The sequence below is a fragment of the Aeromonas taiwanensis genome, from assembly GCF_000820165.1.
GTDB classification, from domain to species: domain Bacteria; phylum Pseudomonadota; class Gammaproteobacteria; order Enterobacterales; family Aeromonadaceae; genus Aeromonas; species Aeromonas taiwanensis.
This window is the reverse complement of the sequence record NZ_CDDD01000063.1, coordinates 1-12,621: the sequence shown is the minus strand read 5'-3', so window position 1 is coordinate 12,621 and position 12,621 is coordinate 1. Positions and strand designations below refer to the sequence as shown.

Genomic DNA, 12,621 nt, shown 5'->3' with positions numbered 1-12,621 from the left:
ATTGCACGGCCCGGCCGGGCGCGGCATCGCCCTGCTGCTGCTGGGGGCCCTGGCGACCCTGCTGGTCGCCCTGATCTGAGCGCGGCCCGAAGCCCGCGGGGCGTAACACCCCCGTCGGCACAGGTAACAAAGGGTAACCGGCGAGGGACGGGGTCACAGTTGTCGGCCGGCGCGCTGGCCGGGGTCGGGTGGGGCTGCTAGGGTGTGCCAACACCCCGAACGCCGCGAGGAATCATGCGCATCTCCAGCATCGAATGCGGACGAGTGGTGGCCATCCTGGCCGTGATGACCATTCACCTCTCCCCCTTCAGCAACCCCTTCGACCCCGCCCTGTGGGACGGCACGCCCTACCCTCTGGTCGGGGCCATTATCAACCAGCTCTGCCGCTTCGCGGTGCCGCTCTTCTTCCTGTGCGCCGGCTACTTTCTGCAACCCACCCTGGCCGCGGGCCACCCCCTGACGGTGGCCCTGCGTTACTGCCGCCCCCTGCTGGGACTCTGGCTGGCGTGGAGCCTGCTCTACGTGCTGGTGCCCTTCAATCCGCTCGCGGCTGTGAGCGAGGGCTACCTGCCCGCCATGGCGAGCCAGTGGCAGATGCAGCTCGGGGATCATCTCAACGTCTGGTGGGTGGGCGGCATGATCCACCTCTGGTTCCTGCCCGCCCTGATGCTGGCGGTGCTGATCCTGGCGCTCTGCCAGCGCGCCGGACTGCCCCGGCTCGCCCTGGTGCTCGGCGCCCTGCTCTTCGGGTTGGCCCTGCTTGGCGGCTCCTATGGCCCGCTGCTGCCGGGGGGGAGTGGGCCCTGCTGACCCGCAACGGCCCCTTCTTCTCCCTGCTGTTCGTGACCCTTGGCGCCGAGCTGCGCCACCGTGCCTGGCGCCCGGACGGGCGGCGCTGCGCCCTGCTGATGGTGACGGGAATGGGGCTCTACGCCCTGGAGGCCGCAGGCCTGCTGCGCTTTGCCGCCGTCCCCCTCAACCGCCACGACTTCCTGATCGGCTCCCTCCCCTGGGCCCTCGGCCTGTTCGGTCTGCTGCTGGCAAACCCGGCGTGGGGCAAGGGCAGCTGGCTCGAGCGCCAGGCCCCCAAGGTGCTCGGTCTCTACTGCCTGCACATGATGCTGGTGGTGTGGCTGATGATCTTCGGCCCCCAGGGCAAGCTGGTGTGGTGGGAGATCATCAAGGTGCCCGTGCTGCTGGCGCTCACCCTGCTCGCCTATGGGCTGCTGGCGGCAAACCCGCTCAGTCGTCGGCTGCTACGGGCTCGCTAGAAGCGACCGGTTCCGATCCGGCCAGTAGATCGCCGTGGTTCAGGGCGAAGTCGTGCATCTGCTGTAGCAGGGGGATCAGGGCGATGCCGAGGGGGCTCAGGCTGTACTCCACCCGAGGCGGCACGTCCGGGTAGAGGGTGCGGATGACGACGCCGTCAGTCTCCAGCTCCTTGAGCTGGGCGGTGAGCACCTTCTGGCTCACCCCGGGCAGGCTGCGGCGCAGGTCGCCAAAGCGCAGGGTCTGCTCGCGCAGATGAAACAGAATGGCCGGTTTCCATTTGCCGGCCAGCAGGCGCAGCACCCGGTAGGCGGGACAGGGCAGTGAGGACACGGGATGGCTCGCGAGTGGTTACTTTGCGGTAACTATGCCACGAAAATGTGCCTTCTTGCAGCCAAGATGCGGGCTTCCTATGATGCGGACTCCATCATTTCCCCGAGAGAGGTCACCATGCCCAGCCTGCTGCAGATCCATTTCAACTTCCCCGCCGAGATGATGGGACCGGCCCTCACGAGCGCGGCCATGCCGCTGGCCGAGTCCATCACCCGGGAGCCGGGCTTCATCTCCAAGATCTGGACCGAAAACCCGCGCACCGGCGAGGCGGGCGGCATCTATCTGTTCGAGGATGAGGGGAGCGCCCTCGCCTACGCCACCATGCACGAGCAGCGGGTGCTCGCCATGGGCGCCAGTGCGGTGCAGTACAGGGTATTCGACGTCAACGAGCCCCTCAGCCGTCTCACCCGCGGTCTGGCCTGACCCCTTCCCCCAGAAGCAGCCGGTAGCGGGTCTCCCCCTGCCAGACAAAGCCCAGCCGGCCAAACAGCCGCTGGCTGGGCAGATTCTCCGGCTCGATATCCGCAAGCAGGGTATGAATGCCCAGCTCCCCGGCATACTCCATCACGGCAGTCAGCGCCTCCCCCATCAAGCCCTGGCCCCAGTGGCGCCGGGCCAGCATGCAGCCCATCTCTGCCTGGCAGAGGTGTTCGTCGAAACTGTGCAAGCCGCAGGTACCGATGACGCGGCCCCCCTCCCGTGCCGTCACGCCCCACTCCAGGGACTCCCCGGCGGCCAGCAGGCGCGCCACGCTCGCCAACATCAGCCCCACGGTGGCCGGCTCGGGAAACGGCGGCTCCCCGACGAAGCGCATCACCTCGGGATCCCCGTAGATGGCGAAGAGATCCGCGCCGTCCTGCGGGGTGAGCGGGCGCAGCAGCAGTCGCCGGGTCGACAGCAGGGGCAGTGTGCGGGGCAGGGATGACAGTGGGTTCAAGGCGCAGGTTCCTGTTGGAGGCGTCCTGCCATCATGGGACTCAGAACCTCAGGGTCAAGCCGATATTGGCCTGCCACTGGGGGATCTGCTCCCCCCGCCCCCATTTTTTGCGCCGGCTCACCATGTTCATCTCGGATTAACCTCGCCTCCGTAAGCTGGCGGCGCCACAGAGGTGGCGTCAACAGGATGAGGATCCCAGGAATGGTTGCCACGCAACTCAACGACCCACAAAGCACGCTCTCCGATACCCTGAGGGCCACCGCCCACGCCATCGAGGAGAGCCACATCAGCCTGCGCCAGATGCTGGCCCTGGTGGGCGAGCAGGGCATGCTGCTGTTCTGCGTGCTGCTCACCGTCCCCTTCCTGCTGCCGGTCTCCATTCCCGGCGTCAGCACCCCCTTCGGCCTGCTGATCCTCTTCATCGGCGTCGGCATCACCCTCAACCGGGTACCCTGGCTGCCCGCCTTCCTGATGGAGCGCCGCTTCGCCGCCGAACACCTCAAGCCGACCCTGCACAAGGGGGCCGATCTGCTGGCCCGCATCGACCGCTTCATCCGGCCGCGCCTGCTGATCCTGACCGGCAGCGTGACCATCAACCGCTGCAACGGCCTGCTGATCATGCTGGCGGCCCTGCTGCTGATGCTGCCGCTGGGCGCCATTCCCTTCACCAACGCCATGCCCGCCTGGGCCATCCTGCTGCTGGCCATCGGCATGCTGCAGCGGGACGGCCTCTTCGTCGCCCTCGGCTACACCCTGGTCAGCGCCACCCTGGTCTGGTTCAGCGTGCTGGCCATCGGCCTGCTGATGGCGGGCCAGAATATCTCGACCCTCTTTGGCTGACCCGGGCGGGGGCCGACAACGACGAGGGCGACCGTGTCAGACAAACAGGGTCGCCCTCGTTCATCAGAGCCCTCGCCTCTTCAGGATTCTCCGTCGTGGGCGATGCGGTTTCGCCCGCCCCGCTTGGCCCGATAGAGCCACTCGTCCGCCCGGGCCAGCACGGCGCCGAGCTCCTCACCCGGCCGGATCAGGGTGGTGCCCAGGCTCACGGTGACGGGAGCCGGATCCGGCGCCATGGCCGCCACCGCGGCGCGAATCCGCTCCGCCACCTTCAGCAATATCCCCTCGTCAATCTGCGGCAGCAGGATCAGAAACTCCTCCCCTCCGCTGCGCACGAACAGATCCTCCCCCCGCAGCTGGGCCGCCACACACTCGCAGACCCGGCACAGCACCTCGTCCCCGGTCTGGTGGCCGAAGCGATCGTTGATCTGCTTGAAGTGATCGAGATCCAGCATGATGAGGCCGGTGAGCTGCTGGCCCTGCACCCTGTGGTGGTAGTGCTCGAAGAAGAAGTGGCGGTTGTAGAGGCCGGTGAGCTGATCCGTCTCGCCGAGTCGCTTGAGCCGCTGCTGCAGCTCGTGCTGGCGGGTGATGCTGCGGGTCACCCAGGCCACCGCCCGCTTGCCCTCGTAGAGGGAAGGCAGCGGCGCTATCTTGCCCTCGAAGCGCTGCATCCCCTGGGGGCCCGCTTCGGCATCGATGCCGTCCACCTCGGCAGGGGAGAGCTCGTACTCCACCACCTGCACCTGACCGCTGGCGAGGGCCTGCGCCACCTGTTCCATCACCCACAGAGCCTTCTCTTCGGGCAGCACGTCCAGCAGCCGCTTGCCGACAAGCGGGTTGCCGTTCTGGTAGGACTGCTGCTCCACCCCGCCGATGTATTCGATGTAGTAGCCATCCTCGCTGAGGATGAAGACCGGGTCCGGCAGCTGGGCCATCACTTCATAGAGTTGTACTACTGAGAGCGCCATCCAAGCTCCTTGCTGTCTGCGGGTGAGGCCTCGATACCCCTGTTATACAGGACTCATCGAGTATCGCACAGGGGGATGGGCGGGCAGCGCCTTGGGAACGCAGGTGGCACAGGGCCGGCGTGTGAAGAGGGGTCGCAAGTGGCTTGCTGGCAAGGCCGGATCCCCCCGCGAGGGAGGGGATCCGGCGCACAGGGGGGATCAGCGGGGGGCGGAGCGGCTCCCGTTCCAGAGCAGCTCGCCGCTCTTGAGATCCATCAGGCTCATGGCGAGCCGGTAGCGGCTCCCCTCGGAGACGAGATCCCCGTACAGCATGTAGCCGGCGCCGGTCTGGCGACCCAGGCGCACCAGGGAGGCGGGGTTCATGCCCCCCTGCTGGTATTCAAGCTGACCCGTGATGGCCGCCACCTGGCCGGGGTCGGCAAAGCGAAAACCGCTGTTGGCCTGGATGCGCTGGATCATGGCCACCGCCATGGGCTGGGTACTGAAAGCCTCCCCCGTGCCGTTCTGGGGTGCCATCAGCAACAGTACCGGGCTGCTGCCCGCGATCGACTGCACCTCGGCAGACTTCAGGAAGGCATCCGCCATGGCAACCGCCAGAGCGGTCGGCGCCACCGGCTTGGGCGCGGGCACCGGCTCCGTCTTGCCGGGCTGGGTCGCCGGCTTTTGCGGCTGGGTCACCGGCTTGTCCGGTTCGCCGACCGGCGCCGGGGTCCCCCCATAGGGATTGACCACACAACCGCCCAGCATCAGGGCCCCCACCATCAACAAGGAACGCAGCTTCATCTTTTTCTCTCCGCCTGAAGTTCGCAGGACGAACTTCGCCAACAATCCAGTCCATTTTGCGGAGCCAGGCTCCGCCTCCCCTCCATGCTAGAGACAAACCGGCCCCGGGTCGATGCGCACATGGTCAGGGGGCGACAGAGACTGGCGAACGAGAGCCATGTCGGATGATGGCTATTCGAAAGAAGGTGAGCCTCCCTCATTCCAGTTTGTCGCGAGTAGCACCGCGGTTGTGGCCACGTACATTACTGAATTACGAAGAATATAAGGTGATAGAGAGAAGAAGCGATCAACCCACCAACGCCTACCCAAGGGATATACCTTCCCTTGTCGAAGGGAAAAATGGCTTCACCAAACAAGATGGCGGCGTAGGACAAGACCGGCAGATATTGCCCCAGACGCCCTTGATGGATGGAGCTACCGACGAGATCAGAAGGAAAAAGGTAATAGAGGGCAAGATACAGGAGCATCAAGAATGACCCACATACAAAACGCCGCCCCGCAAGCCGCCCCCAATCCGACAAGAGGTAACTAGCGGCAATAAGCACAACCACCAATAACATCATCATAAATGCCTGCCTCTTAACGCTCGGCATCACTCAATACGGAACGAGATGACACCCATTTTTCTAGCTTTGGGTTTGATCATGAGTCGCATAAATGGTATCCATTTTGGCCTCATTCATGTCCATCCAAAAACAGGAGAGTACCATGGGGATAGCCACGTGTCCGATCAAAGGGCTGACATTGAGCTCCCGTTCAATCGATGCCCTTGAGCAAATGGATCAGCTTGTAGACAGCGCTAATCAACTGGCTGTCGCTGTTTCCACCACACCGCTTTATACGATTTTCAGCGACCCGAGAAGTGCCAAGGACGTTGCCTACAACATCAATGATTACGACTGGGAGTTATATGGCCAAGCAATGGAAGGCATTCCCAATATCCTGCGCCACAAACTAAACCAGGTTGTTGAACCCATGGCATGGTCTTCAGCAGGCAAAGAATCCCAGTTCTGGAAATGTGTTCATGCCTCATATAACAAGTAAATTTACATTTCTGCTGCTCTTCATTTGCCAAAGCAGCATGGCCTTGTCACTGCATGATTTGGATCCGGCGTTTGAACGGTGCGAAGCCATCAAGTCACAACACAGCGCCGCACTGCCCGCGAAAAGCGACCCCTTCTGGTCACTGGAAAGAGACCAACAAGTAACCGCGCTTATCTATCTGCATGAAAAGAGCATGGAACGCTGCACCGCAGCAGAGGTCGATGCGCTGGCGCTCAAGGCATTTCATCAAGCAGTAGAGGGAGACCGCACCTTTCTCGACACCTTGATCAAGGCGAGGACTACCACCCTGACGCCAGCCCAGCAAACCCAGTTGCAGCAGATGGGGCAGGCAGAGCTGGACAGGCTTGCCGGAATGAAGGAATTTGCTCTTCCCTTCTCATTAAGCGAATATCTAAAGCAGCTGTGAGTTGGAAAAGAGAACCTACGTACTTCAGGTATTGAAATATCGAATATTAGGAGTAGGTGACTTTCTCATATCCAAAACGCCTCATTTATATATTTTCATTGACATAACTAACTTGACACTAAGTTATATCATTGTGCCGGATAAAAAGTAGAGTATTACTTGAAGATATAGACTCACTCTATATTATGAATGCAGTTACTCATTGCTTTTATTTAGATTAGACATTTTTATATGGGATGGCCCCTAGAAAGGCCATCGATAAACATCAAAAATTAAAAGGAACAACTACATCATCAAATTCAATTTCATCGACTTCTTCATAGTCAACACCACAGATGTCTGCTAAAAGTCTTGTATGCACCCCAAGCTTTTTAGCAAGCATATCAAATGATATACCTAATTCATTCTTGAGCAGCGAGATGCTCTCCTGTAAAACATGTGGCTCTTCCATAACCATTTCATCATCTAATCTTTCTTTCCTTGTTTGCCGTGTTTGACTAAACCAAACATTGGCACCTCTATATTGCTGCGCGTTAATAAAACCCAAGAAATGAGCTCTATATATTATCGCTTTTGCACTAACCTTCCACCTAACCTTGAGATCATATACCTTTTTCCAATTAATAACACCGTCTCTTCCTAAGCAAGATGGAAACTCTCTAGCAAAAGAGCTACGAGGAAAAAGAAAGGCGCTAGCAAAGGCATCCGCTTCACGCTCAGTTTGCTTACAACCAGTTTCAACCCCATCATGCATAACTAAATGTCCACACTCATGGGCTAAATCAAAACGCATCCTACATACACTTTCTTTGGCAGAGTTTCGAATTATGATGGGGTACTTTCTATTAACTGATAACGCATCAACTTTTTCAGAAACACCATCAAAGCAAGTAACAATTGCCCCCTGATTTTCAACAACATTGATCATGTTGTCGATGGGAGCATCTAGTGATAGCCCCCATCTTGCTCTAGCACCTTCCGCAATTTTTTCAATTATCGGCGAAGTTAGTTCATCTATTTTGCTATTGTCGATAAGATTAAATTTATTTTCAGGCATATCCAAATGCTCATGCAACTCTGTCACCAATTGCTCGAGGATTGTACTATATGCCTGAACTCTCTCTTTTACACCTACAGGGGTGGTTTGTCTCTTTCTAAAATGGCATTGCTCTGGTTTCACATCACCAGAAAGAGGTCTTTCAAAAAAATCTGGCTGTACTCTTAGATATTCAGCAAGGGCATTCGTGACATCAGATGCAGGAGCACGAATATCACTCTCATACTGATGTATGCTTTGCCTAGATACAGATACAGCTTCACCCAACTCTTGCAAGGTAAAGCCATTTAATATGCGAGCCAGACGAAGTCGCTCACCATAGAAAGTCATGGACATAATCTACTAACCATTGTCACTATTCTCCACTTTTTTGATTTTTCTCTTAATGGAGATAGATGCTTTATCAATTTTAATAGGCTCAGGGAGATCTTCGTTAATAAGACCCAAAGCAGTGACACGCTCATCAAGTGAAATTTCCCAACAGGAAATTTGAACACCATTCTGAAAACCGGAAAAAGTGACTCGTTCTACATAGCGAAACTCATCTACTTCGATAGCAAAAAACCAAAGTACAGTTGCTGCATCCCCAATCTCTGGGGGCAATAGCGACATTTGCTTCATCGCCTCAATAGAAGGAATTAATCTGCGTTCCTCTGGGCAAGATGGCATCCCGCGATATAGTCGAACAGGAACAGAACTAACAGAGAAGGTAAATTTACCATCAGGTTTTATAATTCCAAGCCATGGCCATCCAGCATTGTCTGCAGCCGCACGAATAATTCGGTTACGCGAGCACTCATAAGCTCTCATTCCTGTCGCACGAGCAGTATCACCCAGCTCATCATCGTGTCTGTCAATAACATCATCTCTGACATCTCGGATAAGAGATGCAAGTCGCTTTAGTCGCTCTTGGGATAATGCCGGATTCAATTCCCACGGTTTTTTCATACTTAGAGATCCTCTGACAAGGAGTTGGTGTAGCCCATAAGGGTGCTCGGTGAAATGTCCTTGCATGATCTTGCGATTTTCTAATTTTGTCAAGCTTGTACGGAAATGTCATAGAGATTCAGATTATTCACCTCACTAGCTTGAGTCGTAATGGGCATAACGGCATTCGTGCCCCCCTCCAATCCGCCGAGGGGAAGGGGCAAGGTCAGGAGCGCCATCAGGGATGATGGCGCAGACGCCGCCGGCACAGGGATGTGCCGTCTGCGGCGCTCCGTCCGACCTTGCACCTGACCCGAGGGAAACCGCGTAGCGGTCGGATTGGCGGGGGTGGCCTTTCTTTTGGTGACTTTTCTTTGGCCACGCAAAGAAAAGTTACTCGCCCAAGCCCGAAGGGCGGGCGAAACCCCTTCGAGGCCGGCGGCCTCGCGTCCTGCACGGCAAGGCCGTGCCATTCCCCCATCACACGGAGCGGACGATTACGCCTGACGGTTAATCGACCCTACGGCTAGTCACCTCGACAAACTCCGCGAACGTCTGATTACGCTTCGCTAATCAAACCTACGACGGCACGGCGACGCCGTGCCATCAGACTTGCCGCAGGCAGCGGAGTCCGGCCGCCATGCCGGGGGGGGCTGCCCAGCAAAGGGGGGGCGTGGCCGCCCCTATCGGCCCAAAAACGGTTCCCAGTCCTTGAACACCGGCTGCAACCCCGCCTGCCGCACGGCGGCGGCCACCTCCCCCACCGGCCTGTCGTCGTGGATGGCAAACTGCTCCAGCTCCTCTTTATCCCCCTCGGCATAGCCACCCGGCTGGGTGCGCGACTCGGCCGACATCTGGGTGATGCCAAGGCGCACCGCGCCGTTGCGAAACGCCGGTGATTCCCGGGTCGAGAGGGACAAATCCAGGGTCGGCGAGAAGAGACGCCAGGCGCAGATCAGCTGGGCCAGCTGGCGATCCGACATGACCACTTCCGGCTCCAGCCCCCCGGTGCAGGGGCGCAGGCGCGGGAAGGAGAGCGAATAGCGGCTCTGCCAGTGGTGGCGCTCGAGCCAGGTGAGGTGCTCGGCCACGAAGTAGCTGTCGGCACGCCAGTCCGAGGAGAGACCGATCAGCGCCCCCAGCCCTATCTTGTCGATGCCGGCACGGCCCAGCCGATCCGGCGTGGCGAGCCGCCATGCGATGTCCTGCTTGTTGCCGCGCAGGTGGTGGCGGGCGTAGGTGGGGGCGTGGTAGGTCTCCTGATAGACCATGACCGAATCAAGACCGAGGGTCTTGAGCTCGGCGTATTCATCCTGCGAGAGGGGCTGCACCTCCATCCCCACCGTGCTGAAGTGGCGGCGAATGATGGGCATCACCTCGCGAAAATAGCCAAGCCCCACCTTGGTCTCGTGCTCGCCGGTCACCAGCAACACGCTGTCAAAGCCGCGCGCCTTGATGGCGAGGCACTCGCGCTCTATCTCCTCCAGGCTCAGGGTCTTGCGCTTCAGACGGTTGCTCATGGAGAAGCCGCAGTAGGTGCAGTCGTTGGCGCAGAGGTTCGACAGATAGAGGGGCACATAGAAGCCGATGGTGTTGCCGAAACGCTGGCGGGTCAGCCGCTCGGCTTCGGCCGCCATCTGCGGCAAAAACGCCTCAGCGGCCGGGGAGATCAGCGCCATAAAGTCATCCAGGCTGCGGCGTGGAGTGGCAAGCGCCCGCTCCACGTCCGCGGCGGTCTTGGCGCGTACCTGCATCCCCACGTCGTCCCACTCCAGCGCCTGCCATCTATCGAGAAAACTCACGCCCTCGATGGAGTCGAAGTGCACGCTCATAGGGCCCCCAGAAAATCGGTGAGCGGGCTGGAGGCCTGGGCCTGCACGCCGCGTGCCCCCAGGCCCGCCTTATAGGCGCTACGGCCTGCCTCACAGGCCAGCGCGAAGGCGCGGCCCATGGCGACCGGGTCGCCGCTCACCGCGATGGCGGTATTGACCAGCACGGCATCGGCGCCCAGCTCAAAGGCGGCGGCGGCATGGCTCGGCGCACCGATCCCAGCATCCACCACCACGGGCACATTGGCCTGCTCGACGATGATGGATAAAAACTCCCGGGTCACCAGCCCCTGATTCGAACCGATGGGCGCGCCGAGGGGCATCACGGCGGCGCAGCCCACCTCTTCCAGCCGTTTGCACAGCACGGGGTCGGCGCCACAGTAGGGCAGCACCACAAAGCCCTCCTTCACCAGCTGTTCGGCGGCTTTGAGCGTCTCGATGGGATCGGGCAGCAGATAGCGCGGATCGGGGTGGATCTCGAGCTTGAGCCAGTTCGTCCCCAGCGCCTCGCGGGCCAGGTGGGCGGCAAACACCGCCTCGGCGGCGGTCTTGGCGCCGGAGGTGTTGGGCAAGAGCTTGACCCCGAGTTGCAGCAAGGGGCTCAAGATATCGTCGTGGGCCTTGCCCGGTTCGAGGCGCTTGATGGCCATGGTGACGAGCTGGGAGCCGCTCGCCTCGATGGCGGCGGCCATCAGATCCGGGCGGGCAAACTTGCCGGTGCCGGTGAAGAGGCGCGAGGAGAAGGTGTGATCGGCAATCTTGAGCATGTCAGCCCCCTGCAATGGCGGTGAAGAGGTGGAGTTCATCCCCGTCATTGAGACGGGTCTCGGCCCAGCGGCCTCGTGGCAGCACGGCGCCGTTAAGGGCCACCGCCACCCCCTGGGGATGGACGTCCTGGGCGGCCAGCAGGTCGGCCACGCTCTGCCCTGCCGCCAGCGGCTGGGCTTTATCGTTGAGTCGAATGGTCAAGGTCATGGGGTGATTTCCTTATCGTTTGTCGGGCATCGGCGCTGCCCGCAAACCGGGCAATCGGGATCGGGGGCCAGAGTGAGGGTCTGCCACTGATGGGCCAGCGCATCGAAACGGCGCAGGGTGCCGGCGACCGGGCTCGGCAGGCCGAGCAGCAGTTTCAGCGCCTCCAGCGCCTGCAGGGAGCCCATCACCCCGACCAGCGGGCCGGTGACGCCGCTGGTCTCGCAGCGCTCGGCGATTTTGGTATCCTGCGGATAGAGGCAGGCGTAGCAGGCGTGCTCATGGCTTGTGCGTACCATCAGCTGCCCCTGCCAGCCCACAGCGGCGGCACAGACCCAGGGTTTGCCCTGGGCCACGCAGGCGGCGTTGATGGCCTGGCGGGTGGCCAGGTTGTCGCAGCAGTCGACAACCAGATCCACCTCTTCCACAAAACCGGGCAGGCTGGCGGCATCGAGGCGCTGGTTGATGGCGATCAGCTCCACCAGCGGGTTGTGGGCGGCCAAGCGCTCGCGGGCCAGCTCCGCCTTGGAGTGGTTGACTGCCTCGCTATCGAACAGGATCTGGCGCGGCAGATTGCTGGAATCCACGGTATCGCCATCGGCAAGCCAGAGGGTGCCGACCCCGGCACCGGCCAGATAGAGGGCAAGCGGCGAGCCGAGCCCGCCCAGGCCCACGATCAGCACGGATTTGCCTTTTAGCCGCGCCTGCCCGGCTTCCCCGATCTCCCCCAACATCAGCTGACGGCCGTATCGCAAATACTCAGCATCAGAGAGCATGGGCCGCCTCCTGCATGTCGGTCATGAGCTGCGCCGAGCGTGGCTCGTCCCCCGCCCCCACGGCGGCGAGCAGCCGCTCGGTCGCCCCCTGCCAGTCGTCGCTCGCCGTGATGGCAGAGACCAGGGCGATGCTGCCGACCCCGCTTGCCTTGACCGCCGCCACCCGCTCCTCGCTGATGCCGCCGATGGCGACCGTCGGCCAGTCGCACATCAGGGCGCGGTAGCGGTGCAGCCGCTCCAGCCCCTGGGGGCGCGAAGGCATCGCCTTGGTGTTGGTCGGGAAGATATGACCGAGCGCAATATAGGAGGGAGCCAGCTCGCGGGCCCGCATCAGCTCGAAGTAGCCGTGGGTGGAGATGCCAAGGCGAAGCCCCGCCCCCTGAATGGCGGCGAGATCCGCGGTCTCCATATCCTCCTGCCCCAGGTGCACGCCCCAGGCGCCCGCCTCGATGGCTT

The 12,621-nt window shown here is 60.7% G+C and carries 16 protein-coding genes and 1 pseudogene; 5 read left to right on the top strand and 12 right to left on the bottom strand.

The window, feature by feature from the left end; genetic code table 11:
* Positions 1-234 precede the first annotated feature (234 nt).
* Positions 235-1,271 (top strand): annotated as a pseudogene (locus BN1136_RS11865) (acyltransferase).
* Here the strand turns inward: BN1136_RS11865 and BN1136_RS11860 are convergent.
* Positions 1,243-1,602, bottom strand: coding sequence for a winged helix-turn-helix transcriptional regulator (locus BN1136_RS11860; protein ID WP_043757010.1), 360 nt, complete (start codon positions 1,600-1,602; stop codon positions 1,243-1,245). The pseudogene BN1136_RS11865 and the gene BN1136_RS11860 sit on opposite strands and share 29 nt — an antisense overlap.
* Before the next feature lie 117 nt (positions 1,603-1,719).
* Here BN1136_RS11860 and BN1136_RS11855 point away from each other — a divergent pair, with 117 nt between their 5' ends.
* Positions 1,720-2,025 carry a monooxygenase gene (locus BN1136_RS11855; RefSeq protein WP_043757131.1) on the top strand — a complete coding sequence of 102 codons (306 nt, stop codon included), beginning with the start codon at positions 1,720-1,722 and terminating at the stop codon, positions 2,023-2,025.
* Here the strand turns inward: BN1136_RS11855 and BN1136_RS11850 are convergent.
* Positions 2,006-2,530 carry a GNAT family N-acetyltransferase gene (locus BN1136_RS11850; protein ID WP_081843580.1) on the bottom strand — a complete coding sequence of 175 codons (525 nt, stop codon included), beginning with the start codon at positions 2,528-2,530 and terminating at the stop codon, positions 2,006-2,008. The genes BN1136_RS11855 and BN1136_RS11850 overlap by 20 nt on opposite strands.
* A 210-nt stretch (positions 2,531-2,740) precedes the next feature.
* On the opposite strand from BN1136_RS11850, the gene BN1136_RS11845 reads away from it, so the two are divergent.
* On the top strand, positions 2,741-3,379 hold the full coding sequence (locus tag BN1136_RS11845; RefSeq protein ID WP_043757004.1) for an exopolysaccharide biosynthesis protein: 639 nt from the start codon (positions 2,741-2,743) through the stop codon (positions 3,377-3,379).
* An 80-nt stretch (positions 3,380-3,459) separates the two neighbouring features.
* Here the strand turns inward: BN1136_RS11845 and BN1136_RS11840 are convergent, their stop codons facing one another.
* From BN1136_RS11840 to BN1136_RS11830, 3 genes are all read right to left on the bottom strand, one after another.
* On the bottom strand, positions 3,460-4,350 hold the full coding sequence (locus BN1136_RS11840; RefSeq protein ID WP_043757001.1) for a sensor domain-containing diguanylate cyclase: 891 nt from the start codon (positions 4,348-4,350) through the stop codon (positions 3,460-3,462).
* 198 nt (positions 4,351-4,548) lie between these two features.
* A complete protein-coding gene (locus BN1136_RS11835; RefSeq protein WP_043756998.1) occupies positions 4,549-5,133 on the bottom strand; it encodes a hypothetical protein in 585 nt (194 codons plus the stop codon).
* Positions 5,134-5,375: 242 nt separating this feature from the next.
* Positions 5,376-5,699 (bottom strand): hypothetical protein, encoded by a 324-nt coding sequence (locus BN1136_RS11830; RefSeq protein WP_231557872.1) that lies wholly within the window; start codon positions 5,697-5,699, stop codon positions 5,376-5,378.
* Between the two features lie 142 nt (positions 5,700-5,841).
* On the opposite strand from BN1136_RS11830, the gene BN1136_RS11825 reads away from it, so the two are divergent.
* Both BN1136_RS11825 and BN1136_RS11820 read left to right on the top strand, forming a co-directional pair.
* Positions 5,842-6,177, top strand: coding sequence for a hypothetical protein (locus tag BN1136_RS11825; protein ID WP_043757126.1), 336 nt, complete (start codon positions 5,842-5,844; stop codon positions 6,175-6,177).
* Entirely contained in the window at positions 6,158-6,604 is a 447-nt protein-coding gene (locus tag BN1136_RS11820) for a hypothetical protein (protein ID WP_043756995.1), read from the top strand. The genes BN1136_RS11825 and BN1136_RS11820 overlap by 20 nt, the downstream gene beginning before the upstream one ends.
* A 265-nt stretch (positions 6,605-6,869) precedes the next feature.
* Here BN1136_RS11820 and BN1136_RS11815 read toward each other — a convergent pair whose 3' ends face one another.
* The 7 genes from BN1136_RS11815 to BN1136_RS11790 form a co-directional block, all read right to left on the bottom strand.
* Positions 6,870-7,991, bottom strand: coding sequence for a helix-turn-helix domain-containing protein (locus tag BN1136_RS11815; protein ID WP_231557871.1), 1,122 nt, complete (start codon positions 7,989-7,991; stop codon positions 6,870-6,872).
* A gap of 12 nt (positions 7,992-8,003) precedes the next feature.
* The gene (locus BN1136_RS20415) at positions 8,004-8,609 is read right to left on the bottom strand and encodes a peroxidase (RefSeq protein ID WP_197068444.1); all 606 of its coding nucleotides are present in this window, start codon (positions 8,607-8,609) and stop codon (positions 8,004-8,006) included.
* A 662-nt stretch (positions 8,610-9,271) separates the two neighbouring features.
* The gene (thiH, locus tag BN1136_RS11810) at positions 9,272-10,420 is read right to left on the bottom strand and encodes a 2-iminoacetate synthase ThiH (protein ID WP_043756989.1); all 1,149 of its coding nucleotides are present in this window, start codon (positions 10,418-10,420) and stop codon (positions 9,272-9,274) included.
* The gene (locus BN1136_RS11805) at positions 10,417-11,184 is read right to left on the bottom strand and encodes a thiazole synthase (protein WP_043756985.1); all 768 of its coding nucleotides are present in this window, start codon (positions 11,182-11,184) and stop codon (positions 10,417-10,419) included. Before BN1136_RS11805 ends, thiH begins: the two co-directional genes overlap by 4 nt.
* A 1-nt stretch (position 11,185) precedes the next feature.
* A complete protein-coding gene (gene thiS, locus BN1136_RS11800; protein WP_042009043.1) occupies positions 11,186-11,392 on the bottom strand; it encodes a sulfur carrier protein ThiS in 207 nt (68 codons plus the stop codon).
* Positions 11,389-12,165: a HesA/MoeB/ThiF family protein gene (locus BN1136_RS11795; protein ID WP_043756981.1), complete on the bottom strand. Its 777-nt coding sequence runs from the start codon at positions 12,163-12,165 to the stop codon at positions 11,389-11,391. Before BN1136_RS11795 ends, thiS begins: the two co-directional genes overlap by 4 nt.
* Positions 12,155-12,621 (bottom strand): thiamine phosphate synthase (locus BN1136_RS11790; RefSeq protein WP_043808534.1); only part of this gene is annotated, 467 nt, incomplete at its 5' end. The genes BN1136_RS11795 and BN1136_RS11790, both read right to left, overlap by 11 nt.

Excerpts from the sequence above, each read along its gene's own strand:
- BN1136_RS11855 (WP_043757131.1), top strand. The coding sequence starts at position 1,720 with ATGCCCAGCCTGCTGCAGATCCATTTCAACTTCCCCGCCGAGATGATG.
- BN1136_RS11845 (WP_043757004.1), top strand. The coding sequence starts at position 2,741 with ATGGTTGCCACGCAACTCAACGACCCACAAAGCACGCTCTCCGATACC.
- BN1136_RS11840 (WP_043757001.1), bottom strand. The coding sequence starts at position 4,350 with ATGGCGCTCTCAGTAGTACAACTCTATGAAGTGATGGCCCAGCTGCCG.
- BN1136_RS11835 (WP_043756998.1), bottom strand. The coding sequence starts at position 5,133 with ATGAAGCTGCGTTCCTTGTTGATGGTGGGGGCCCTGATGCTGGGCGGT.
- BN1136_RS11830 (WP_231557872.1), bottom strand. The coding sequence starts at position 5,699 with ATGATGATGTTATTGGTGGTTGTGCTTATTGCCGCTAGTTACCTCTTG.
- BN1136_RS11825 (WP_043757126.1), top strand. The coding sequence starts at position 5,842 with ATGGGGATAGCCACGTGTCCGATCAAAGGGCTGACATTGAGCTCCCGT.
- BN1136_RS11820 (WP_043756995.1), top strand. The coding sequence starts at position 6,158 with ATGCCTCATATAACAAGTAAATTTACATTTCTGCTGCTCTTCATTTGC.
- BN1136_RS11815 (WP_231557871.1), bottom strand. The coding sequence starts at position 7,991 with ATGACTTTCTATGGTGAGCGACTTCGTCTGGCTCGCATATTAAATGGC.
- BN1136_RS20415 (WP_197068444.1), bottom strand. The coding sequence starts at position 8,609 with ATGAAAAAACCGTGGGAATTGAATCCGGCATTATCCCAAGAGCGACTA.
- thiH (WP_043756989.1), bottom strand. The coding sequence starts at position 10,420 with ATGAGCGTGCACTTCGACTCCATCGAGGGCGTGAGTTTTCTCGATAGA.
- BN1136_RS11805 (WP_043756985.1), bottom strand. The coding sequence starts at position 11,184 with ATGCTCAAGATTGCCGATCACACCTTCTCCTCGCGCCTCTTCACCGGC.
- thiS (WP_042009043.1), bottom strand. The coding sequence starts at position 11,392 with ATGACCTTGACCATTCGACTCAACGATAAAGCCCAGCCGCTGGCGGCA.
- BN1136_RS11795 (WP_043756981.1), bottom strand. The coding sequence starts at position 12,165 with ATGCTCTCTGATGCTGAGTATTTGCGATACGGCCGTCAGCTGATGTTG.